The sequence below is a fragment of the Asaia astilbis JCM 15831 genome (assembly GCF_000613845.1).
Lineage (GTDB): Bacteria > Pseudomonadota > Alphaproteobacteria > Acetobacterales > Acetobacteraceae > Asaia > Asaia astilbis.
In genome coordinates, this window is the sequence record NZ_BAJT01000005.1 from 1 (window position 1) to 22,397 (window position 22,397).

Genomic DNA, 22,397 nt, shown 5'->3' on the forward strand with positions numbered 1-22,397 from the left:
CGCCGAATAACTTCATAACCCTCAAGATCTTCAAGCGTTAGCTCTGTAAGCGCCAGATCATAATCGTAGTGGCGGAGCATATCTATCGCTTCATGCCCAGTGCGAGCATGGTCGACAGTAATACCGCCCTGTTTAAGGGTTTTGATCAGCGAAAGAGCCGTAGCTTGGTCGCTTTCCACAAGAAGGAGGCGCATTTCATCAATCTCCACGGTTGATAATCGTTTGGTACTACCTAAGGTTGCTATCAGCAAGCAAAATACTTTCTTTAAACGAAAACATTTCGCCCCTTCAGTAACGAGTTTTTAACGTTTACAGCCTACAATTTTCTAACGACCTTTAGCTTTCGTATGCAAAAAAGCCCGATTTTTAGAAGAGGTTGGGAGTCAGATGGTTGGTTAATCTTCAAGTGGTAGGAATGTTCTGTTGACGTTTTTTAACGTGGAGAGCAGGGTCTTAAGCGCCACGCGGGATCGCTACGACACCGAATGCTCGCTTAGGTTGTAATCTCCCCAGGTTCTCATAAGGCAAACATCAAAGAACGGAACACCTTAGAAAGTTCTTTTATAAAATGCGCCGATGTGGATTTTGTCCGTCAAGGAGTCGGCATTATTTGACTATATGCAGAAATAAAAGAGTGAGCGTCGTGCGGATCAGAAGAAACACGAGGATACAGCGTTGGCACGAGCTACTTGACCGCGCGCAGGCGCTGACGGCTGTTTTGCGCCGTGAGACCGGCGTGCGCATGGCACGCAGGAATGCCGAGGCTGAAATCGTTAGTGCCGAACGCGCTATTCTGGACTCGAATGATGACGACCGAGCAGTCGAGGGATTCGTAAGCTGGTTGCCTGAGGCGCGTCGAGCCATCGATCGCGCGCGAAGCGCAGAACGCGAGGTTGCCATTGATGTCGCGGTTGCCTACCAGGCCTTCATTCTCGCTAGAAGCGCTGCAAAGCGCCCTGATGATAAGGAGACGCATCGCGAGAGCGGTGTAGGAGTGTGGCTTCCGGCGTCTGGTTGAGAAACTTGACGTCCAGCTTAAAGGACTGATCAGAAAAATTCCGTTTTGCGTCTTTTTATCTTCAGTCGGGTTAGCCTCATCGCGACCGTTTCAAAAAGCGTGCACGCTTTTAAGAACATCCCAAGAGAGGGTGCCTATAATGACGCAGACAACAGAGTGAGTACGATCTCTCACGAATGAGAGGAAGGTTTCCCCGTTTTCCGCGAAGAGGTCAGTTTTCACGTTAAGCACGGCACTGATCTCTCCTGCAGGGCACTTTGTGAGACTCTCTGCCGCGTGGCCGAGGAGATGATGCACCGCGCGTTCAACGGCAACAATGTGATCGTTCGGAGAAGACGTCTCTACAGAAAAGCGCTCTGAGATGGTGTCCCAGTCGACCTTCGTCATGAAGACTGGCACGCCACCATCTGGTGTGTCGCGCTCAGCGCGACACAAGAGGCCACTCTGGCCAATGCTATAATGTCGGCTGGCGGAAGTGTGGACGGATCCAATGAGATCTCAGAGGCCGGGGAGGGTGCGTCCATTGGTGGGCTTTGCTCTGTCACGGAACACTCAATTCTGGCTTGGGGGCGTGCCCATGGCTTGCATTAGCGCCGTGACCTGATCTGGATGAGCATGAAAGAGCGAGATATTGGCAGGGTTGGCCGCCGGTAATCCAGGCGGGACGGGTTGCCCGTTGGTTGCGGCGAGCGTCATACCGAACGCCGTCATGCCCATCGTGAAGCTCTCTGGCGTGAAGCCGTGAGCATTCAGAATTTCAGGGACGCCCGGAGTGGATGCGATCTGGGCAATCGTCTGCCTCAGGGTTAATCGAGTTGAATCGGGCGGCCGTATATTGGCCGCCTGAAGAGCCTGCAATGTTTGGGCCGCCCGATCCATGAAGTCCTGAGGAAGGGGATATTGAAGGCCAGCTTTCAAATCCTGTTGCATGGCCGGATTAAGGGCGGGTTGCTGCGTTTCCGGCTGTGTCTGAGCTCGGCTGGGTGTCGCGAGCAGGAAGATGCTGACACCGAGTGCGGTGATGTTGCAAAGAATTGAGCGACGCATCAGACCCATGCTCCTTTACGCATCAGCGGTATTTTTGTGCCATCTCGATAGGCGCCATCAAGATCGATCTTATCGGACCCGATCATCCAATCGATGTGAATCATGCTGCTATTGGCGCCGCGTGCTGCAAGGGCGTCCGGCGATGTTCCGTCGGTGTCAAGCATGCACTTCGTATAGGCTTGCCCGAGCGCAATATGGCTAGAGGCATTCTCATCGAAAAGCGTGTTGCGGAACAGGATGCCCGTATCGGAGATGGGAGAAGCATGTGGAACAAGGGCGACTTCACCCAGTCGTGCAGCGCCTTCGTCAGTATCGAGAATACGCCTCAGAGCATCTTCGCCTTTGCTCGCATGGGCTTCAACGATACGTCCCTCTGCGAAAGTCACGCGGATTTCGTCAATCAGCGTACCCTGATGAAAGAGGGGTTTCGTGCTGGCAACGTGACCGCTCACCCGGTGGCTATGCGGTGTTGTGAAGACTTCTTCCGTCGGGATGTTCGGATTGCACTCGATGCCGTTTGTCGTGTGTTCCGCACCACCAGCCCAGGCATGCCCATCGGCCAGGCCGACATGCAGATCGGTGCCGGGGCCGCTGAAATGGAGGGAGTCGAAACGCCGTTCGTTCAGCATGGCGGCCTTGGCGTGCAAGGCGGCATTATGCTGTTTCCAGGCCAGAACCGGATCGGGCGTGTCAAGGCGGGACGATGCGAAGATTGCGTCCCAGAGCTTTGCCTGAGCCTGCTCGCCTGCAAGATCCGGAAACACCTGAGCTGCCCAGCTCGCTGTCGCGAAAGCGACGATCGTCCAGTTTGTGTCGAACCGGGTAATGATCTCCATCGCCTCACGATTGGCGCGCGAGGCCGCTCTGCTGGCACGTGACACGCGTGTCGGATCCTGACCGTTGAGCAGGGTTGGATTGCCGCCAGTAATCGCAAGGCGTGCAGCACCTTCACGATAGGCGCGGGCAATTCCATCCGCCATCCATGACGCGCTCGTGTCGAGGCTGTCGTCTGTTGCAAAGCGATAGCGGGCGAGCGTCGCTTCGTCGTCACTATACTGCGTGGTGACCAGGCTCGCGCCTGCCTTGTAGGCGTGTTCGGTCAGGCGCCTCACCAATGGCACGGCCTCGAGCGGAGCCGATATGACCAGTTCCTGTCCGGCCTGCAGGTTGAGGCCGATCTTGACGGCAACCTCACCGAGCCTGTCCAGGCGTTCGGCGAAGGTGAGAGAGGCTCCAGACATCACGTTTCTCCAATAAGGCTACGCTGACTTTCTCGCACAGCAGAGGCGAGGGCAGGGGTCTTATTCGCCGAAAGTTTCGGCATGGTGAGCTCGCCGGGGCGCGCGGCGTGTTCTCTCCTGACGCGGAGCTCTGTCCTGGCTGGCAGAGGCAGTGTCGCGCAGGGCGGTGCGGATTTCCACTTCCAGCTCTCGGATGCGTCGCTGGATGCTCTCCTTGAGGGAGGGGGAAGTATGCGGCTTCATGGTGGCCAGCGTTTCCTTCAGATCGCGCAACTGCTTCTGCTTTTCAGCGAGATTGCGACGGATCGGTTGGTTGTCGGAAAGCTGTCCGGTGTGGGAACGCATAATCAAGTCTCTTCTTCACTCTGGCTCCGAGCCAGAAATTGTCACGGCGCGGCACCCGGCGGAAGCGTACGTGCGCTACCGCGGGACCGTTCTTGTTAAAATCGAATGGGCGGGAGGCTGCCTCGCGATCAGCGCGGCGTTAGGCCCATGGAGGTTAGCGCTCGATCAGTCGGTTCATCTCTTCGTCCGTCCCGATCGTGATGCGCAACCAGTCTCGAATACGAGGCGCACTGAGCTGGCGCACAATGATATGGCGCTCTCGCAGTCCGGCCAGTAGAGCACCGGCCTCGTGAGCCGAATGGTGCACAAGAACAAAATTGGCACAGGAAGGCAGAATGTCAAAGCCCAACCCGGCGAGGCGCTGCACAAATCGCTCACGCGTCGACATGACCTGGCTCGTTGTTTGTTTGAGCCAGGCTTCGTCTGCAATGGCTGCAGCGGCGCCAGTCTGGGCAAGTCGACTGAGTGGATAGGAGTTGAAGCTGTCTTTGACTCGCGCAAGCCCTTCGATGAGGTCGGGATGGCCGATGGCGTAGCCGACTCTCAGGCCTGCGAGGGCCCGTGACTTGGAGAGTGTCTGAACGACCAGCAGATTGTCATGCTCCTCGGTGAGGCGGATGGCTGACTCAGCGCCGAAATCGACATACGCCTCGTCGACGATAATCGTTCGGTCCGGTTGCAGTGTCGCCAGACGAGATAGCGCCTCGAGTGAGACGGCGTGGCCTGTATTCGCGTTGGGGTTGGCGATGGCGATTCCGCCGCAAGGCACGGCGTAGTCCTCTACGTCGATCTCGAAGCGGTCGTTCAGAGGAACTTCCTGATAAGTCTGTCCGAAGAGGCTGCAGTAAACGGGGTAAAAACCGTAGCTGACATCTGCGAAAAGAAGCGGTGCCTCCGGGGCGATTAGAGCCCGAAACGCATGGGCGAGCACCTCGTCCGAACCGTTGCCAACGAAGACGCGGTCTTCCGTCGTCCCGTAAGTTGAGGCGATGATTTTTCTCAGTTCCAGTGCGGTCGGATCCGGGTACAGGCGCAGGCTGTCATCACAGGCGGTCTGCATGGCGGTAAGAGCGCGTGGACTCGGGCCATAGGGAAGTTCGTTCGTATTGAGCTTGAGAATGTCGCTGAACTGGGGTTGTTCGCCAGGGATATAGGGATGCAGGCCCGCGACAAGGGGGTTCCAGAAACGGCTCATCGATTGGGAGCTCCCTCGGAGGCGAAAAGATGGCTCTGGCCATGGGTCTCCGCGATGTCCAGAACCGAGAGGCCTTCAACGTCACGCTGGTGTGGGTCGGCGCCTTGGCCTAACAGAAACCGCACCATGTCCTGTCGTCCGAACATGACGGCAAACATGAGGGGCGTGCGGCCGAGATGGCTGGCGATGTCGAGTTTGGCTCCCGCACTCACCAGAAGCTCGGCAACCGCAAGGTGCCCCTTGAAAGCGACTCCTGACAGCGCAGTTGCCCCTTTTGCATCTTGCATGTTCGGATCGGCGCCGCGTTCGAGAAGAAGGCCGGTCGCGGGAAGAACGCCATTATAGGCGGCGACGATCAGCGCCGTGTATCCACGGCTGTCCTGAGCGTCGACTTCCATGCCCGCATCGAGGAACTGCATCAGCATGTCCGTATCGCCCAGACGGGCGGCGTCGATGAAGAGCGCAGTGATCTGTTCGGACGAAAAACTGCCTGCTGGCATCATCTCGGTCATCTGTGAGCCTGAACCTGTCATAGTCATCAAATAATAGCTGAGCCGGGATCGGACCGAAAGCATGGCACCCGTTTTTATTGCGTGCAGTCATGGGCATGCTCAGCGGGTCCGGCAGTTTATGTGCGTCTTTCCCGGCTCGGGAACGCAAATCGGTGAGCCTTTACCTGCGGCAGAAATCTGGTTGTGGGAATCATTTTCGATGACCTCAACAACCTCCCAACTTGCGACGGCAGGCTATGGGCGCGTCGTGCGCGGGTCTGGGTCAATCGTGACTATGAAAGCGTCTCGACGCTCTTGGTGCGATCAAAATCAGAAATCCAGGCTCAAGGGCTTCATCGCGCAGCTAGATCAGCCGCCTGTCGTCGCGGAGGAATCTCTCAGGAAGGGACGATAACCGGCTGCGTTTTAAAAGGTTTGAGTATCGGAATGACCCCACCGCGTCGGGACGAATGGGGCAAATATCGCAAATTTTCGTGCAGTCGAGGAGTCGTGAAGTTTTTGGCTCTAGCACAATGTGGGCAATGGGCGTCTTATGCCCAACGCAATGTATTGCCGGGACGGTAGGTTTGAGTTTGGTGTCAATGCTGTCGGGATTTTGAGGCAATATGCGCGGGACACGCGGAACATCGTCTGATCGCAGACGTATGGAAAAGGAGTTTGGCGATCACTGCCCATGGATTTCCATGTCGGTCTATTGTGGTCGTAAACCCTGCGTGGTCGCCTTCGCGAAAAGGATCCCTGAGGGGTTGTCTCAGACAGCAAACCGGTCTTGAACGTTGGTGTCTGTCCGACAGATGGTTATCCATCGCAGAGAGTTAATTCGGAGGTCGATTTTCGATGCGTTCTTTAAGCAACCCGTCCGCATTTGGTGCGGAAACCGGTGGAGCGGCCGGCGCCGGTGTCTCTGACATCGCCCAGCTGAGCATCAACACGATCCGCACCCTGTCGATGGATGGTGTGGAAAAGGCCGATTCAGGCCATCCGGGAACGGCGATGGCGCTGGCTCCTGTTATGTATGCCCTGTGGCAGAACGACCTTAAATATGATCCGGCTGATCCGATCTGGCCTGGTCGCGACCGCTTCGTGCTGTCCGTGGGCCATGCGTCGATGCTGCTTTATTCGACGATCTACCTCACCGGCATCCGCGATGTCGTGAAGGACAAGGTTCTCGACACGCCGTCACTGACTCTTGAGGACCTCAAGCAGTTCCGTCAGGCGAACTCCAAGACCCCGGGTCACCCGGAGTACCGTCACACGGCTGGCATCGAGACCACAACCGGCCCGCTCGGTCAGGGCTGTGGCAACTCGGTCGGTATGGCGATGGCTGAGAAGTATCTCGCCGCCCATTACAACCGCCCTGGCTTCGATCTGTTTGACTATCACACCTATGTCTTCTGTGGTGATGGCGACATGATGGAAGGTGTGTCTTCCGAAGCTGCTTCGATGGCCGGCCATCTGGGTCTGGGTAACCTGATCTGGCTGTACGATTCCAACCAGATTTCGATCGAAGGCTCGACCGATCTGGCGTTCACCGAAAACGTTGCCGAGCGCTTCCGTGCCTATAAGTGGCACGTCGTGACGGTCAATGACGTGAACGATCTTGCTGCTGTCGGCAAGGCGCTCGAAGAAGCCCGCTCCGTCAAGGATCGTCCGAGCCTGATCGTTATGCATACGGTCATCGGTTACGGTGCGCCCAAGAAGGCTGGCAAGGCTTCGGCCCATGGCGAGCCTCTGGGTGAGGAAGAAATTGCTGGCGCCAAGAAGGCCTATAACTGGCCCTGGAGCGATGCTTTCCATGTACCTGAGGGTGTTCTGGAGCATTTCCAGGAAGGTCTCGGCAAGCGTGGTGCGGCCGCTCGTGCTGAATGGCATGCCCTGTTCGACCGCTACACAAACGAATATCCGAAGGAAGCCGCAGAACTGCGCGCGATCTTCGAACGTCGCCTGCCGGAAGGCTGGGACAAGGATATTCCGAAATGGGATGCCGATGCCAAGGGTGTCGCCTCGCGCGCCAGCTCGGGCAAGGCCATTAATGCTGTTGCCAAGAACATCCCCTGGATGATGGGTGGCTCGGCCGATCTTTCGCCGTCGACCAAGACGAATCTCACCTTTGAAGGCGCTGGCTCGTTCCAGCCGCCGCAATGGGGTGGTTCCTATGCCGGTCGCAATGTCCATTTCGGCATTCGCGAACATGCAATGGGGTCGATTTGTAACGGTCTGGCGCTTGCCGGTCTCCGTACCTATGGCTCGGGCTTCCTGATCTTCTCCGACTACATGAAGGCGCCGATCCGTCTGTCAGCTCTCATGGAGCTGCCGGTCATCTATATCTTCACCCATGACTCTATCGGTGTCGGTGAAGACGGTCCGACCCATCAGCCGATCGAGCAGCTTGCGCAGCTGCGCGCAACGCCGGGTATCATGACCATCCGCCCCGGCGACGCCAACGAAGTGTCGGAAGCATGGCGCACCCTGATCCCGCAGACGCATAAGCCTGCCGTGCTGATCCTCAGCCGTCAGAACCTGCCGACGCTGGATCGTAGCAAGTATGCCTGCGCATCAGGTGTCGCCAAGGGCGCCTATGTTCTTGCCAGCTGTGAAGGCAAGCCGGATGTCATTCTGATGGCTTCGGGTTCGGAAGTGTCTCTGGTGGTCGACGCCTATGAGAAGCTGACGGCAGAGGGCATCAAGGCCCGCGTGGTCTCCTTCCCGTCCTTCGATCTCTTCGAAGAGCAGGATCAGGCCTATCGCGACAGCGTACTGCCGCCGGACGTTAAAGGACGTGTGGCCGTCGAGCAGGCTGCAGCCTTCGGTTGGGATCGTTACACCGGCATCGGTGGCGCGATCATCGCCATGAACAGCTTTGGTGCTTCGGCACCGCTCAAGAGCCTCCTCACCAAATTCGGCTTTACGCCGGAGAAGGTGTACGACGCCGCCCGCGAGCAGGCTGCTCGCAAGTAAGACAGACTACCGGGGCCTGATTGCCTCCCGGCGGTCAGGCTCCTGGGGGCCATAGCGTGCTTTGGCCCCCTCTTATGAGGTCAGGGTCGGAAGGCCGACCTGAGCTGAGGCGGGTGTCCATAGGGAACCCGTCAGTGGGACAGACAGGAGTACGTCATGGACGTCGATCAGAAGCAGGGTGCCGCTACGAGCGGGAACCGCTGCGTGACCTTTCCAATTTTGGCCAGTCACCCTGGCTGGACTTCATCCAGAGATCCTATACTGCCGATGGCAGCCTCAAGAAGCTTGTGGACGAGGACGGCCTGCGTGGCGTCACCTCCAACCCGGCGATCTTCGAGAAGGCCATGGGTTACGGAACGGATTACGATGCCCAGATGAAAGATCTGCTGGCTAAGGAAATCCTCTCCCCCGGCGAGCTTTATGAAAAGCTGGCAATCACCGACATTCAGGCGACTGCCAAGGTGATGCACCCGGTCTTCACCAAGACCAAGGGTCTCGATGGTTATGTAAGCCTCGAAGTTTCTCCTTATCTCGCGTTCGACACCAAGGGCACGGCTGATGAAGCCCGTCGCCTCTGGAAGGCTGTCGGCGACGAAAACCTGATGATCAAGATCCCGGGCACGGCTGAGGGCGTTCCGGCGTTCCAGGAAGTGACCTCCGAGGGCATCAGCGTCAACGTCACGCTTCTCTTCTCGCTGGATGCCTACAAGGCTGTTCTCGAAGCCTATATCAAGGGCCTCGAAATCCGTCATGCAGCGGGCAAGGACATCAGCAAGATCGCCAGCGTGGCTTCTTTCTTCGTCTCGCGTATCGACGGCAAGATCGACGGTGCGATCGATCGTCGCGTGAAGGAAGGCGACAAGGACGCAGAAGCTCTCAAGGCGCTGCGCGGCAAGGTTGCCATCGCCAACGCCAAGGTCGCTTATCAGCATTATCTCGAAGTGACCGCTTCCGAGCGCTGGAAGAAGCTTGCCGCAGCCGGTGCACAGCCGCAGCGTCTGCTCTGGGCCTCCACAGGCACCAAGGACAAGGCTTACTCCGACGTCCTCTATGTCGAAGAGCTGATCGGTGAAGACACGGTCAACACCATTCCGCCCGCAACCTTCGACGCGTTCCGTGACCATGGCAAGCTGCGCGCCAGCCTGACTGAAAACGTCGAAGACGCAGTCAAGGTGATGGAACAGCAGGCCAAGCTGGGACTGGACCTCGACGGCGTGACCAAGACCCTCGTTATCGAAGGGTGCGCTTCTTTCTGTGACGCTTTTGACCAGTTGCTCGGGGCGGTAGCAAACAAGCAGGCCACGTTTCTCGGGAGCAAACTGATCGAGCAGAAGGCCGACCTTCCGGCTGATCTGAAAGCTGCGTCAGACGCAGTGCTCGAAGACTGGCGCAAGACGGGCAAGGGCCGCAAGCTCTGGGCCAAGGACGCTTCTGTCTGGACCGGTGGCGAAGAAACCAAATGGCTCAAATGGCTGGATATCGTCGATGAGCGTCTTGCTCATGTGTCCGAACTCGAAGCCTTTGCCAGTGAAGTCAAGGCCAAGGGCTTCAGCGACGTCCTGCTGCTCGGCATGGGCGGTTCGAGCCTCGGTCCGGAAGTGATCGCCGAGACTTTCGGTCACATTGCCGGTTTCCCGAAGCTGCATGTGCTCGACAGCACCGACCCGCAACAGGTCAAGACCTACGAGAATGCGGTCGATCTGAAGAAGACGCTGTTCATCGTTTCGTCCAAGTCGGGCGGTACGCTTGAGCCGAACATTCTGAAGGCCTATTTCTTCGCCGCAGCCGAAAAGGCTCTCGGTTCGGCTCCCGGCGCGCATTTCGTTGCCGTGACCGATCCCGGTTCACACATGGAAGACGTGGCTAAGAAAGACGGCTTCTGGAAGATCTTCTACGGTGAGAAGCAGATCGGTGGCCGCTTCTCGGTTCTGTCGAATTTCGGTCTCGTGCCGGCAGCGGCGAGCGGTCTGAATGTTCGTGCGTTCCTTGAATCCGCTCTGCGCTCGGTCAAGGAAGCATCAGCAAGCACACCGCCGGCCCAGAACACGGCTCTGCAGCTCGGTGCAATCCTCGGTGCTGCCGCGACCAAGTTCGGTCGTGACAAGGTGACGATCGTGGCTTCGCCTGCGATCTACGATCTTGGCGCCTGGCTCGAGCAGCTTCTTGCTGAGTCGACCGGCAAGAAGGGCACAGGCCTGATCCCCATTGACGACGAGACCCTCGGGGCTCCGGGCGTTTATGGCAAGGATCGCGTCTTCGCCTATCTGCGCCTCAAGGGTGAAGCCTGCCCGAACCAGGAGAAAGCCATCGCGGCTCTAGTCGCTGCTGGCGAGCCGGTGGTGACGATCGATCTGGCTGACAAGCTGGATGTCGCCCAGGCATTCTTCCATTGGGAATACGCCACGGCGGTTGCAGGCTCGGTGCTGGAGATCGATCCTTTCGATCAGCCGGACGTCGAGTTCAGCAAGATCGAGACCAAGAAGCTTACGACGCGTTCAACGAGACAGGCAAGCTGCCGGCTGAAACGCCGTTCGCGACTGCGGGGGCTTTCGAGTTCTTTGCAGATGCGGCCAATGCCAAGGCTCTCGGCGGGCAGGATGCTCTTGCCATTCTCAAGGCGCATTTCGGCCGCGTGAAGGCGGGTGATTACGTGGGCGTGCTGGCTTATGTCGAGCGCGATCTCAAGACCCGCGAGTGGATCCAGCAGGTTCGCCTCACTCTGCGTGACCAGCTGAAAGTTGCAACGGCCGCCGAGTTCGGTCCGCGCTTCCTGCATTCGACCGGTCAGGCTTATAAGGGTGGCCCGGATAGCGGCGTGTTCCTGCAGATCACGTTCGACGATCATGCGGATCTTGCCGTACCGGGCGAGCGTTTCACGTTCGGTGTCGTCAAGGCGGCGCAGGCACGTGGCGATTTCGATGTGCTCTCCGAGCGCGGCCGTCGTGCCCTGCGCGTGCATATCAAGGGCCCGCTTGAAGCAGGCCTTGAAGAACTGGCAGCTCTCATCAAGAAGGCCGTCTGAGACTGACCTCAATCCGCCCCACCCAAACGGGGCGGATTGTTTTTATGACGTCGTTGCAAGAAGGCACAGCCAGGCTGTGCAGGAGTTTTAAAGATGCAAATCGGTATCGTTGGCCTCGGCCGTATGGGCGGCAACATTGCAGTGCGTCTGAGCCGTCATGGTCATGACGTTGTGCTGTTCGACCGTTCTCCGGAAGTTGTTACCAAGACATTCGACCGCGCCGAAAAGGGCCACGCGATCGCTGCCAACTCGGTGGCTGATCTTGTCAGCGAGCTGACGGCAGAACGCAAGATTGTCTGGGTGATGTTGCCGGCCGGTGAAATCACCGAAGCCTGCGTGCAGGAACTGCGTGGACTGCTCGGCAAGGACGACATCGTTATCGATGGTGGCAACAGCTACTACAAGGATGATGTCCGTCGCGCCCATGAGCTGATGGAAAAGGGCATTCACTACATCGATGTCGGCACGTCCGGCGGCGTGTGGGGCCTCGAGCGTGGCTATTGTATGATGTATGGCGGCACCAAGGATTCGGCCGATCACATTGATCCGATCCTCAAGGCGCTGGCACCGGGCAAGGGCGACGTTGTGCGCACGACCGGCCGTGACCGTGACGGTCTCGATCCCCGCGCCGAGGAAGGCTATCTGCATTGCGGCCCGGCCGGATCGGGTCACTTCGTCAAGATGGTCCATAACGGCATCGAATACGGCATGATGCAGGCTTTCGCTGAAGGCTTCGACGTCATGAAGTCGAAGAACTCGCCTGTTCTGCAGGAAGATCAGCGTTTCGACCTGAACATGGCTGACATCGCTGAAGTCTGGCGTCGTGGCAGTGTCGTGTCGTCCTGGCTGCTCGACCTGACCGCCGATGCTCTTGCCAAGAATGAATCACTGTCCGAGTTCTCGGGCGAGGTGGCTGATTCCGGTGAAGGTCGCTGGACGATCGAAGCAGCGATCGAAGAGTCGGTTCCTGTCCCCGTCATGACGGCATCGCTGTTCACACGTTTCCGCTCACGCAGCGGCAACAACTACGCAGAGAAAGTCCTCTCTGCCATGCGCTTCGGCTTTGGCGGTCACGTCGAGAAGAAGTGACAATAAGGGCCGGGACCGTATCTGGTCCCGGCCTTTTTTTTTACTCTAAACTCTGGGCCTGATTGTCAGCGGGAGCGTCCACGTTCCCGCTTGCACTCCGACTTTCAGTTTATCGACTAAAAAGGTTTGGCATATGGTCGAGATTTCCGCCTCAGCACGTGCGGCACTGTCCAATTCAGAAGCAACGCGCGGCGTACGCCCAGCCCCTCCGGGCTCCTTGGTCATTTTCGGCGGCGGCGGCGATCTGACGAAACGTCTTCTGGTTCCGGCTATCTATAATCTGGACGTGGCTGGTCTGCTCAGCGAAGATTTTTCGATCATCGTGGTCGACTGGGCAGAGATGACGACCGAGGCTCTTCAGGAACAGCTGAAGGCATCGCTTGACGACTTCGTCAATAAGCGCGGCACCAGTGCGACGAAGCTGCGTCAGGATGTGTGGGAGCGCATGTCCAGGAGCATCTCGTATCTGCGGGGATCCTTCGAAGAACTCTCCACCTATGAGGCCCTGAACGAAAAGCTGGGTGAGCGCTCTGCCGTTTTCTATCTTGCCGTCGCCGCCCGTTTCTTCGGCCCGATTGTCGATCTTCTGGGCGAGTCCGGTCTCGCCAGACAGACAGAGACGGTGTCGCGCCGGGTTATCATTGAAAAACCCTTCGGTGCGGATCTTGAATCGGCGAAGGCGCTGAATGCACGGCTGCAGCGCTCGCTTGATGAAAACCAGATCTACCGTATCGATCATTATCTCGGCAAAGAGACGGTTCAGAACATTCTGGCCCTTCGCTTTTCCAATGGTTTCTTCGAACCGCTCTGGAATCGCCAGAACATCGATCACGTCCAGATCACGGCCGCAGAGACCGTCGGTGTTGAACGCCGTGGCCGGTTTTACGAAAGCACCGGTGCGATCCGTGACATGGTGCCCAACCATCTGATGCAGTTGCTGTCGATGGTCGCGATGGAAGCGCCGACGTCATTCGACGCCGAGGCTGTGCGCGACGAGAAAGCCAAGGTCCTGAGTGCGATCCAGCCTGTCGATCTCGCCGAGGTCGTCCGCGGACAATATGTCAGCGGCTCTTTTGGCGTTGGAGACGAAGCCGAGGCGCTTCGGGGCTATCGCGAGGAGCCGGATGTCGGCATGGGCAGCCAGACAGAATCCTATGTTGCCATGAAGCTGCGCATCGATAACTGGCGTTGGGCAGGCGTGCCCTTCTATCTGCGTACGGGCAAGCGTCTGCGTCGTCGCAAGACGGAGATTGCCATCCATTTCAAGCAGGCGCCGTTTGCATTGTTCAGAGATACGCCAGTCGACAAGCTGACGCCCAATATCATGGTGTTGCATATCCAGCCGACAGAAGGCGTGACCATGCAGTTTTCCGCCAAGGTACCCGGTCCGTCCGTACGGCTGGGCGGTGTCAGGATGAAGTTCGATTACTCTGACTGGTTCAGCGAAGGCCCGAGCACCGGATACGAAACCCTGATCTACGATTGCATGATCGGTGATCAGACGCTGTTCCAGCGTGCCGATACGATTGAAGAGGGGTGGCGCATTGTGGAGCCCGCATTCACGGACAGGATCGCCGACAAGTCTCCGCTTTGCTTCTACCCGGCCGGTCTCGACGGCCCGCGTGAAGCAGACGAGCTGCTGGCACGTAGCGGTCGCCGCTGGCTCGACCTGAATAACTGATTGCGCCTTTCAGCAGACCGACAGGATTTTGCGATGACACTCGATCTGGATGCGATCCACGCAGCCTTGCCCCCGATGGCGTCCACAATCCGACTGGTCGTGTCGGATATCGACGGAACGCTCCTTGGCGCCGAAAAAAGGCTGACGGAGGCGACGCTTGAGGCCGCTCAGCAGCTGCGCGAGGCTGGTATTGCACTTTGCCTTGTCAGCTCCCGCTCGGCCGAGGGAATGCGTCGCTTTCACCGTGAGCTGTCACTCGAGACGCCTTATGGCGCCCTCAACGGGGGCATGATTCTCAGCGCCGAGGACGACATTCTTGCCAGTCTGTCGCTCCCGGCCTCAGCGGTCGAGGCGGCCTGCACCACGCTTTCAGTGCATCGGATCGACACCTGGCTGTTTCGCGGCCATGAATGGCTCATTCGCGATCCGGGGGCGTTCTATGTCGAGCATGAACGGAAATCGGTGCAAATCGAGCCGGTCGTCGTGCCCGATTTCGAGCCCTATTATGAGGGGGTAGGGAAAATCATGAGTGCGAGCAGCGACTTTCCTCTGCTTCAGCGCATGGAAGTCGAGCTTGACGCTATGCTGCGTGGCGAGGCCAGTGTGCATCGCTCAGCGAATTACTATCTCGATATTACGCATAAAGACGCCAATAAGGGCTTTGCCGCACGCGCGCTTGCCGAACGTTTGGGCATCTCGATGAGCGAGGTTGCCTGTATCGGCGACATGTCCAATGATGTGCCGATGCTCGATAGTGCCGGGCTTGGCATTGCCATGGGCAATGCGACAGATGATGTCAGCGCGCATGCCCATGTTAAGACGGGACGCAATGATGCGGATGGATGGGCGGAGGCCATGACGCGCTTCGTCCTCCCCCGCGCTCCGGCTGCGGCCTGACACGAAGGAATGAGACAATGAGCGGACATGATGTGACTTCAGCCAGAGTGGTTGTCCTGGATGATGGCGAGGCTGTTGCCCAGAAAATGGCGCAGTGGCTGCTGGATCAGGCCCTGGCGAAGACCGACGGTCCTTTCGTCATGGCGCTTTCGGGTGGTTCGACGCCCAAGCGCCTGTTCAAGATGATGGCTGAGCCGGACTACGCCTCGAAATTTCCGTGGCGTCGGACCCATATCTTTTTCGGCGACGACCGCCACGTCGCTTTTACGCATGATGACAGCAACTACCGCATGACGGATGAGATCCTGCTCGAGCATATCGATCTCCCGACAGCCAACATGCATCCGATCCCGTCCGAGGCCACGACCGAGGAAGATGCGGCGACCTATCAGGCGACGTTGCAGGAACTCTACGGAAGCGAAACCCTGACGGAAGGCAAGCCGCTCTTTGATGTTGTCATGCTGGGGATGGGGCCAGATGGGCACACGGCATCGCTTTTTCCGCGTCAGCCAATTCTGCAGGAACGCACCAAATGGGTTGCTGCCTGCACACCCGATAATGCCCCGCATGACCGAGTTTCTCTGACCTATCCCGCGATCCATTCGAGCCGCAGCGTTGTCTTTCTGATTGAAGGCGCAGGCAAGGCGGAGATGCTGGCACGGGTCCGGAGTGGTGAGGAGTCGCTGCCGGCCTCACATATCACCTCCGAGGGCGAGGTCGTGTTCCTCGTTGATAAGGCAGCAGCAGGAGAGCTTTAATATGGCTGATAACGCCGCTGAGATTGCGCCCGGGTCGCTGAACTGAAACGTGAAGCGGCTACGCATGCGATCTCCTATATCGAAGATGGCATGGCCGTCGGACTCGGAACGGGCAGTACGGCAAAACTCATGATCGATGCGCTCGGTGAGCGCGTCCGTCGCGAGGGTCTTAAAATCAGAGCCATCCCGACATCGGAGGCGAGCGCCGCTCAGGCGCAGAGCCTGAACATTCCGATTACCAATTTCATCAACGATCCCTATCTCGATGTCGCGATTGACGGGGCCGATGAAGTTCAGACGGGTTCGCTCTTTCTCATCAAGGGGCGCGGCGGCGCGCTCTTGCGTGAGAAGATCGTTGCCGTCTCGTCGCGCAAGTTCATCGTGATTGTGGATGAAAGCAAGATCGTGACCGATCTCGGCACGCATCTGCCCCTTCCGGTTGAGACCATTCCCTGGGGATGGGAGCGCGTCGAGAACCTGCTGCGCAAGACGGGTGCGAAATCCTGCGTCGCGCGTCGAAACGACGATGGCTCTTTGTATATGACCGATAATCACAACATCATCATCGATTGTGATTACGAACGTATCGAGTCTCCGCGTGAACTTGCAGATCGTATCATCTCGATCACGGGTGTCGTCGATCACGGCCTCTTTCTCGATACCACGACGGAGGTCCTCGTTGCCGGGGCCTCGGGCCTGCAAAGGTTGAAAGCATGAACACGACATTATCCCGGGCTAGCCGGGGCCTGTTCGTCGTGATGGGTGTCTCGGGCTGCGGCAAGACGACCGTTGCCCAGGGGCTTGCCGATTACTTCAGCTCACCGTTTCAGGAAGGCGATGATCTGCATCCGGCGGCCAATGTCGCCAAGATGCATGGGGGCATTCCGCTGGACGATTCCGATCGTGCGCCATGGCTTCAGATCTGCCACGAATGGCTCAAGATGCATAAGGATACGGGCGGCGTCCTGACCTGCTCGGCTCTCAAGCGAAAATATCGCGACGTGCTGCGCGAAGGGCTCGATGTGACGTTCGTTTACCTTGAGACAAGCGAACAGACGATCGCCGAGCGTCTCAAGCGCAGAGTCGGGCATTTCATGCCGCCCAGCCTTCTCCCGAGTCAGCTTGCGACGCTGGAGCCACCCACGAAAGACGAGAATTTTATCGCTGTGGATAGTGCAGGGTCTCCGGAAATCGTGATGGAGGAGCTTCTCGCCTCTCTGAAAGCACGCGCTGTCTGAAATTCTCCAGTTTTGGATCGATTTTTGACACCTTGATAGATCGATCCAAAACACCGGACGAGCAAACTATCCCGCTCCATCAACAGCTTATGCACAACCTGATCCGCAGAGTTGTTCCCTGAATCTGGGGATAAGTTTCGGTGCTGCGATGGTGGGGTGGGCAGGTGGCAGCCGGATCTGAATGGAACTGCTCATCTCACGCTCTATGACCCCGCCCTCATACGTGGTCCTCTTCTCCACCGATTTAAGTAGGGAAGAGTGATGACGCAGAAATACGCGAGACAGCTTGCTAGGCGGCTTGCCTGCCTATTGGCGCTCGGCATGGTTTCGAGCACCCATCAGTGGATGCAAGCACCGACATCACGAGCAGCGGAGTGAGGAAACAATCAGTGATCCTCCTTTGTTAGCTGCGCCGGCAGTAATGCCGGGACCGGGATTTTCGCGTCTTTCATTGGCTCGAGGCCTCAGACAAGGCGCCATCGCCTACGATCATAGTCTGACTCTTACGGTGCCCGCAGATAAGGTTGGCGCGCATCTGACCCGTTTACGTGATTTCTGCCTCTCCCAAGTGGGGTGCGAACTGATTTCCGCGACCGAGGATGCCGATGATCGCAGCGAGGAGGAGGACAGACGTCATGCCCGTCTTTCTGCTCGCGTGCCTCATGACGAGGTCGATGCATTTCTTGAAGATGCAGCGGCGCCGGTAACGGGAGAAACCGGTGGTTCGGTCGTAACGCAAGCTCTCCAAACCAATGAGCGCGACTTAAGTGCAGAGATGGCTGATGTCGGACGTCGCTTAGCCCAGATGACGGCATATCGTGATCGGCTTGAGGCACTCGAGGAGAAAAGCGCCAGCAAGCCCGAGGATCTCATCAAAGTCGCAAAGGAACTCTCGGAGGCCCAGACTGAGCTGGAGAGCGGGATGAGGGAGCAGAAGAGGCTGTCGCGTCAGGTCGCTACCGAGGAGATCACAACTTATTATGAGAGTGCGCGCGCAAATCTCGGTCCGCTGAGACGGAGCTGGAAGCAGACAGGCGTACTTTTTAGCGAGAGCCTGGCCGACGTCTGGGCCTTTCTCATCCAAGCGCTCGTATGGGCTCCCCTCGTCGTGGTCGGGCTGTTGCTGGTGCGTCGGGCCGTTCGTCGCGGATGGTTCAGCAGATCTTAGGCGCGCCGCTCAGGGAATTGTGAGGCTGCGCCCCCTTGCCGTTGAGATCACTCATCATAGATATCAAAGGATGAATTTTTTGTAATGCGAGAGAGGCCGAGCTTTTGCAGTGTCCCGCTACCGATCGAGTGCGTTCTCACGATGTGAAAAAACAAGGGCGGCCGATTGAGACGGATATTCCCGCTCGTCTCGATCGACTTCCCTGGTCCCGTTTCCACATGCTCATCGTGGTTGCGCTCGGCATTACCTGGATTCTGGATGGGCTCGAAGTCACGATCATCGGCTCGCTCGCGCCGTCGCTTCAGCGAGGCGACACGCTTGGCCTCACCGCAGATGGGGTCGGTTTCGCGTCTTCAGCCTATGTCGCCGGTGCCGTTCTGGGGGCGCTTGTTTTTGGCTGGATGACCGATCAGCTCGGTCGCAAGCAGATCTTTTTTCTTACTCTTGCTCTTTATGTGGTCGGTGTCGGGACGTCCGCGTTCTCCTGGAACCTGACGAGCTTTGCCGTCGCCCGTTTCCTGACCGGCATGGGGATCGGCGGCGAATACTCAGCGATCAATTCAGCGATTGACGAGCTCGTACCGGCCAGATTGCGGGGGCGGGTGGATGTCATGGTCAACGGCACGTTTTGGGCCGGGGCCGCGTTCGGGGCTCTTGGTTCTGTCTGGCTTTTGAACACGACGGTCTTTCCGGTCTGGCTTGCCTGGCGTGTGGCTTTCGCGCTCGGTGCCCTGCTGGGCCTCGCAGTTCTTTTGCTTCGAACCTTCGTCCCGGAGAGCCCGAGATGGCTCATGACTCACCGCCGCGAGCAGGAGGCCAACGCAATCGTCAGCGAGGTTGAGTCCCATTGCAGGGAGCCGGAAGGAGGATGGGGGCGCACACTGCCAACCGTGTTGATCTATCCGGCTGGCGTGTTCAGCCCGGCGGAAATGATCAGGATCATGGTCAGTCGCTATCGTGGACGGTCGCTTTATGTGCTTGTTCTGATGATCTCGCAGGCTTTTCTTTATAATGCGGTTTTCTTTACCTACGGCATGGTTCTCACCAAATATCATGGTGTCTCTCCGCGCGCTGTCGGATGGTATATCCTGCCGCTTGCGATCGGCAATCTGTTTGGCCCGCTGATTCTCGCCCGGTGGTTCGACACCTGGGGACGGCGACGCATGATCGGGTCGAGCTACGCGATCTCAGGTCTGCTCATGCTGGCGGTTGCTTATGCGATGGGGGCGCATCTCCTGACGGCGACAACACAGACCCTGGCTTGGTGCGGGATCTTTTTCTTTGCCTCAGCCGCAGCGTCTTCCGCCTATTTGACCGCAAGCGAGCTCTTCCCGCTGGAGATGCGGGCGTTTGCGATTGCGGTTTTTTATGCGGTCGGGACGCTCTTTGGTGGGGTCGCGGCCCCCGTTATTTTCGGACATCTGATCGGCACCGGGCGGCTTTCCCTGCTCGTGATGGGATATGGTGTCGCCGCAGTGCTGATGCTGGCTGCGAGTGGTGTTGCCTGGTGCTGGGGCGTTGATGCAGAGAACCGTTCGCTGGAAGAAATCGCTCCCCCGCTGTCAGAGTTCTACGCTCGCGAGGAGGAGCGCACCGCATGACGGTGTTCTCCCTCAAGCACCTCTCAGCGTTGATAAAGCTCGAGCGGAAGACCGTCGGGGTCGCAGAAAAACGTGTAGAGCTTGCCCGTATAAGGGTCGGTCCTGACGGGCTCGCAGGTCACATTGTTCCGCTTCAGATGCTCGACAGCGTCCTGCATGCTCTCCACACCGAAGGCCAGATGACGCAGGCCCGCAGCTTCCGGCTGTGTCGGTCGTGACGGCGGCGTTGGGAAGGAGAACAGCTCGATCTGCGTTTCGCCGATGGCAATATCGCATTTCCAGGACTGCCGTTGGGCGCGCCAGACTTCCCGGATGATCTCCAGCCCGAGGATCTCGGTGTAGAAAGCGCGCGACTTTTGATAGTCGGACGCGATGATTGCAATATGATGGACGCAGTTAAACATTGTCTGAGACCTGCTTCTGGCGGGCTTTGCGTCCGTTGGACAGCTCGGTGACGACGCCGTGCAATGTGCGCAATTCCTGCTCCGTTACCTCTCCGCGTTGGAAGAGATGGCGCAGATTACGGACCATGCCCGGACGCTTCTGCTCGTTGCGGAGGAAACCGCATTCATCGAGATCGCGCGTCAGATGCCCCAGGAAATTTTCAAGCTCACCTTTGGTTGCAACATGGGTTTCATTTGTCATGAGCGTGCGCGGTGGTGTGGTATCGCACGCCATCCACCATTCATAGGCCATGATGAGGACAGCCTGCGCCAGATTGAGCGACATGAAATCCGGATTGAGCGGATAGCGTATCAGCACATCCGCGCGTGCCATGTCCTCGTTATCGAGCCCGGCGCGCTCTGGGCCAAAAAGGAGACCCGCTTTGAGTTTCCTGTCTGCTATCGCCCTCAATTCCGACGCAGCGCCCCGAGCAGTCATGACCGTTTTGACGATATGACGCGGGCGAGGGCAGGTGGCCATGACATGGTGCAGATCGGCAACCGCCTCATCGACCGTCTCAAAGACCTGTGCTGCATCCAGAATACGATGCGCGCCAGATGAGGCGTGCCAGGCGCGTTCCTGAGGCCAGCCGTCGCGGGGCGCAACCAGACGCAGATGAAACAGCCCCCCATTGGCCATGGCGCGGGCTGTCGTTCCGACATTTTCGGCAAGCTGAGGGCGCACCAGAATGACAACCGGGCTGAATTCTCCAATTGGCCCGATATCGGCGCCGCCATCACGTCCGGTCATGCGCGCCTCCAGCTGGTGCCTTGTGCCGTGTCTTCAAGAATGATGCCCTGTTCTGCAAGTTGAGCGCGAATACTGTCGGCGAGAGCGAAATCGCGGGTCTTTTTAGCGACTGCACGCTGGGCAATGAGCGCATCGATGGCGACGTCATCCGAGCCAGAGCGAAACCAGCCTTCCGGCGTATTATCGAGAAGTCCGATCAGATTGCCGCACGCTCTGAGCGATGAGGCTGCCTCCCGATCCCCTGCGAGCGCGGCATCGGCGAGAGGATGGAGGCTGGACAGGGCAAGCGGCGTGTTCATGTCGTCGCAGAGCGCCTGCATGAAGGTGTCAGGCACAGTGCCGTTATCGGCAGGGGGGGTCTTCTCGAGCGCGCGGTAGAAACGATCAAGGATCCGCTTTGCTTCTTCGAGCTTTTCCCAGGTGAAATCCAGAACCGAGCGATAATGAGCGCTCAGGATCAGAAAGCGAAGAGCCTCAGCCGGTGCGCGTGTCAGGACTTCACGGATCGTGAAGAAATTGCCCAGGGATTTGGACATTTTCTCGCCGTTGGAGAGAAGCATGGCATTATGCAGCCAGTAGCGTGCAAAGCTGCTCCCAGGATGGCAGCACAGAGACTGCGCGCGCTCGTTCTCATGATGCGGAAACATCAGATCGTCGCCACCACCATGGATATCGAAGCTGGCACCGAGATAACGTTGTGACATGGCCGAGCATTCGATGTGCCAGCCAGGACGCCCACGTCCATAGGGGCTTTCCCAACCGGGTTGCTCGGGTGTCGAGGGCTTCCAGAGCACGAAATCACCCGGATGCCTCTTATACGGTGCCACTTCGACGCGGGCGCCAGCCAGAAGGTCGTCGGGGCTGCGGCCTGAGAGACTGCCATAGCTCGCACACCGATCGACGGCGAACAGAACATGCCCCTCGGCTTCATAGGCATGATTGCTGGCAACAAGCTGTCCGATCATCGTCAGCATATCGTCGATATGCTGGGTCGCACGGGGCTCAATATCCGGGGGGAGCACGCCCAGAGCGGCGACATCTTCATGAAAGGCCGCTGTCGTGCGCGCCGTCAGGCTGGCGATGTCTTCACCGTTCTGCTGCGCGCGCGCGGTGATCTTGTCATCGACATCGGTGATGTTCCGGACGAAGGTGACCAGCGGATAAAGGCGGCGCAGCAGGCGCACCAGAATATCGGCGCTGAGCATAGCGCGCAGGTTGCCGATATGCACGGCATCGTAGACCGTGGGGCCACAGTAATAGACGCTCACATTGGCAGGATCCAACGGCGTGAAAACCTGTTTCTGACGTGTATGGCTGTCATGAAGCGACAGAGAATAGGGAGGGGTGGCCATAGCTCAGAGTAGATGCGTCACCCCCGCGTTCAGCGCAACTCTAATTTACGACTTTCCACGCTGGTTTTCCGTGTCTGTTTG

At 58.2% G+C, this 22,397-nt stretch carries 19 protein-coding genes and 1 pseudogene; 11 read left to right on the forward strand and 9 right to left on the reverse strand.

The genetic code is table 11. The features are described 5' to 3' along the window. A partial coding sequence (locus tag JCM15831_RS16675) for a response regulator (RefSeq protein WP_232228003.1) occupies positions 1-209 on the reverse strand: 209 nt, incomplete at its 3' end. Positions 210-643: 434 nt separating this feature from the next. Here JCM15831_RS16675 and JCM15831_RS20000 point away from each other — a divergent pair. Then, the gene (locus JCM15831_RS20000) at positions 644-1,018 is read left to right on the forward strand and encodes a hypothetical protein (protein ID WP_156938742.1); all 375 of its coding nucleotides are present in this window, start codon (positions 644-646) and stop codon (positions 1,016-1,018) included. Between the two features lie 552 nt (positions 1,019-1,570). On the opposite strand, the gene JCM15831_RS04680 is transcribed toward JCM15831_RS20000, so the two are convergent. The 5 genes from JCM15831_RS04680 to JCM15831_RS04700 form a co-directional block, all read right to left on the reverse strand. After that, positions 1,571-2,065: a hypothetical protein gene (locus tag JCM15831_RS04680; RefSeq protein ID WP_025823100.1), complete on the reverse strand. Its 495-nt coding sequence runs from the start codon at positions 2,063-2,065 to the stop codon at positions 1,571-1,573. Next, positions 2,065-3,306, reverse strand: a complete 1,242-nt coding sequence (locus JCM15831_RS04685) for an aminopeptidase (protein WP_025823102.1) — start codon at positions 3,304-3,306, stop codon at positions 2,065-2,067. Before JCM15831_RS04685 ends, JCM15831_RS04680 begins: the two co-directional genes overlap by 1 nt. Positions 3,307-3,366: 60 nt before the next feature. Next, a complete protein-coding gene (locus JCM15831_RS04690) occupies positions 3,367-3,651 on the reverse strand; it encodes a hypothetical protein (protein WP_025823104.1) in 285 nt (94 codons plus the stop codon). Positions 3,652-3,805: 154 nt separating this feature from the next. After that, on the reverse strand, positions 3,806-4,846 hold the full coding sequence (locus JCM15831_RS04695; protein WP_025823106.1) for a pyridoxal phosphate-dependent aminotransferase: 1,041 nt from the start codon (positions 4,844-4,846) through the stop codon (positions 3,806-3,808). Further along, positions 4,843-5,358 (reverse strand): ankyrin repeat domain-containing protein, encoded by a 516-nt coding sequence (locus tag JCM15831_RS04700; RefSeq protein ID WP_025823108.1) that lies wholly within the window; start codon positions 5,356-5,358, stop codon positions 4,843-4,845. Before JCM15831_RS04700 ends, JCM15831_RS04695 begins: the two co-directional genes overlap by 4 nt. Before the next feature lie 837 nt (positions 5,359-6,195). Here JCM15831_RS04700 and tkt point away from each other — a divergent pair. From tkt to JCM15831_RS04760, 10 genes and pseudogenes are all read left to right on the forward strand, one after another. After that, a complete protein-coding gene (gene tkt, locus JCM15831_RS04710; protein ID WP_025823112.1) occupies positions 6,196-8,316 on the forward strand; it encodes a transketolase in 2,121 nt (706 codons plus the stop codon). 200 nt (positions 8,317-8,516) lie between these two features. Then, positions 8,517-11,338, forward strand: a pseudogene (locus JCM15831_RS16685) (bifunctional transaldolase/phosoglucose isomerase). 93 nt (positions 11,339-11,431) lie between these two features. Further along, a complete protein-coding gene (gene gnd, locus JCM15831_RS04720) occupies positions 11,432-12,427 on the forward strand; it encodes a phosphogluconate dehydrogenase (NAD(+)-dependent, decarboxylating) (RefSeq protein WP_025823114.1) in 996 nt (331 codons plus the stop codon). A 133-nt stretch (positions 12,428-12,560) separates the two neighbouring features. Further along, the gene (gene zwf / locus JCM15831_RS04725) at positions 12,561-14,108 is read left to right on the forward strand and encodes a glucose-6-phosphate dehydrogenase (RefSeq protein WP_025823115.1); all 1,548 of its coding nucleotides are present in this window, start codon (positions 12,561-12,563) and stop codon (positions 14,106-14,108) included. A 33-nt stretch (positions 14,109-14,141) separates the two neighbouring features. Next, the gene (locus tag JCM15831_RS04730; protein ID WP_025823117.1) at positions 14,142-15,005 is read left to right on the forward strand and encodes a Cof-type HAD-IIB family hydrolase; all 864 of its coding nucleotides are present in this window, start codon (positions 14,142-14,144) and stop codon (positions 15,003-15,005) included. Positions 15,006-15,022: 17 nt separating this feature from the next. Next, on the forward strand, positions 15,023-15,763 hold the full coding sequence (pgl, locus tag JCM15831_RS04735) for a 6-phosphogluconolactonase (RefSeq protein WP_025823119.1): 741 nt from the start codon (positions 15,023-15,025) through the stop codon (positions 15,761-15,763). Positions 15,764-15,805: 42 nt separating this feature from the next. After that, the gene (gene rpiA / locus JCM15831_RS04740) at positions 15,806-16,480 is read left to right on the forward strand and encodes a ribose-5-phosphate isomerase RpiA (protein WP_035773924.1); all 675 of its coding nucleotides are present in this window, start codon (positions 15,806-15,808) and stop codon (positions 16,478-16,480) included. Beyond that, the gene (locus JCM15831_RS04745) at positions 16,477-17,001 is read left to right on the forward strand and encodes a gluconokinase (RefSeq protein WP_025823122.1); all 525 of its coding nucleotides are present in this window, start codon (positions 16,477-16,479) and stop codon (positions 16,999-17,001) included. Before rpiA ends, JCM15831_RS04745 begins: the two co-directional genes overlap by 4 nt. 451 nt (positions 17,002-17,452) lie before the next feature. Further along, on the forward strand, positions 17,453-18,169 hold the full coding sequence (locus tag JCM15831_RS04750) for a DUF4349 domain-containing protein (protein WP_198024245.1): 717 nt from the start codon (positions 17,453-17,455) through the stop codon (positions 18,167-18,169). 218 nt (positions 18,170-18,387) lie between these two features. After that, positions 18,388-19,770 (forward strand): MFS transporter, encoded by a 1,383-nt coding sequence (locus tag JCM15831_RS04760; RefSeq protein ID WP_025823126.1) that lies wholly within the window; start codon positions 18,388-18,390, stop codon positions 19,768-19,770. Between the two features lie 23 nt (positions 19,771-19,793). Here JCM15831_RS04760 and gloA2 read toward each other — a convergent pair whose 3' ends face one another. Genes gloA2 through cysS form a run of 3 tightly spaced genes read right to left on the reverse strand, consistent with a single transcriptional unit; the run spans position 19,794 to position 22,316 of the window. Continuing rightward, on the reverse strand, positions 19,794-20,174 hold the full coding sequence (gene gloA2, locus JCM15831_RS04765) for an SMU1112c/YaeR family gloxylase I-like metalloprotein (protein ID WP_025823128.1): 381 nt from the start codon (positions 20,172-20,174) through the stop codon (positions 19,794-19,796). After that, positions 20,167-20,964, reverse strand: a complete 798-nt coding sequence (locus JCM15831_RS04770) for an RNA methyltransferase (RefSeq protein ID WP_025823130.1) — start codon at positions 20,962-20,964, stop codon at positions 20,167-20,169. The genes gloA2 and JCM15831_RS04770 overlap by 8 nt, the downstream gene beginning before the upstream one ends. Then, positions 20,961-22,316 (reverse strand): cysteine--tRNA ligase, encoded by a 1,356-nt coding sequence (cysS, locus tag JCM15831_RS04775; protein WP_025823132.1) that lies wholly within the window; start codon positions 22,314-22,316, stop codon positions 20,961-20,963. The genes JCM15831_RS04770 and cysS overlap by 4 nt, the downstream gene beginning before the upstream one ends. Positions 22,317-22,397 lie beyond the last annotated feature (81 nt).

Coding starts and splice junctions, on each gene's coding strand:
- JCM15831_RS04695 (WP_025823106.1), bottom strand. CDS start 4,846: ATGAGCCGTTTCTGGAACCCCCTTGTCGCGGGCCTGCATCCCTATATC.
- JCM15831_RS04745 (WP_025823122.1), top strand. CDS start 16,477: ATGAACACGACATTATCCCGGGCTAGCCGGGGCCTGTTCGTCGTGATG.
- pgl (WP_025823119.1), top strand. CDS start 15,023: ATGAGCGGACATGATGTGACTTCAGCCAGAGTGGTTGTCCTGGATGAT.
- tkt (WP_025823112.1), top strand. CDS start 6,196: ATGCGTTCTTTAAGCAACCCGTCCGCATTTGGTGCGGAAACCGGTGGA.
- gnd (WP_025823114.1), top strand. CDS start 11,432: ATGCAAATCGGTATCGTTGGCCTCGGCCGTATGGGCGGCAACATTGCA.
- JCM15831_RS04760 (WP_025823126.1), top strand. CDS start 18,388: ATGCTCATCGTGGTTGCGCTCGGCATTACCTGGATTCTGGATGGGCTC.
- JCM15831_RS04680 (WP_025823100.1), bottom strand. CDS start 2,065: ATGCGTCGCTCAATTCTTTGCAACATCACCGCACTCGGTGTCAGCATC.
- JCM15831_RS04770 (WP_025823130.1), bottom strand. CDS start 20,964: ATGACCGGACGTGATGGCGGCGCCGATATCGGGCCAATTGGAGAATTC.
- cysS (WP_025823132.1), bottom strand. CDS start 22,316: ATGGCCACCCCTCCCTATTCTCTGTCGCTTCATGACAGCCATACACGT.
- JCM15831_RS04700 (WP_025823108.1), bottom strand. CDS start 5,358: ATGACCGAGATGATGCCAGCAGGCAGTTTTTCGTCCGAACAGATCACT.
- JCM15831_RS04730 (WP_025823117.1), top strand. CDS start 14,142: ATGACACTCGATCTGGATGCGATCCACGCAGCCTTGCCCCCGATGGCG.
- JCM15831_RS04690 (WP_025823104.1), bottom strand. CDS start 3,651: ATGCGTTCCCACACCGGACAGCTTTCCGACAACCAACCGATCCGTCGC.
- gloA2 (WP_025823128.1), bottom strand. CDS start 20,174: ATGTTTAACTGCGTCCATCATATTGCAATCATCGCGTCCGACTATCAA.
- zwf (WP_025823115.1), top strand. CDS start 12,561: ATGGTCGAGATTTCCGCCTCAGCACGTGCGGCACTGTCCAATTCAGAA.
- JCM15831_RS04685 (WP_025823102.1), bottom strand. CDS start 3,306: ATGTCTGGAGCCTCTCTCACCTTCGCCGAACGCCTGGACAGGCTCGGT.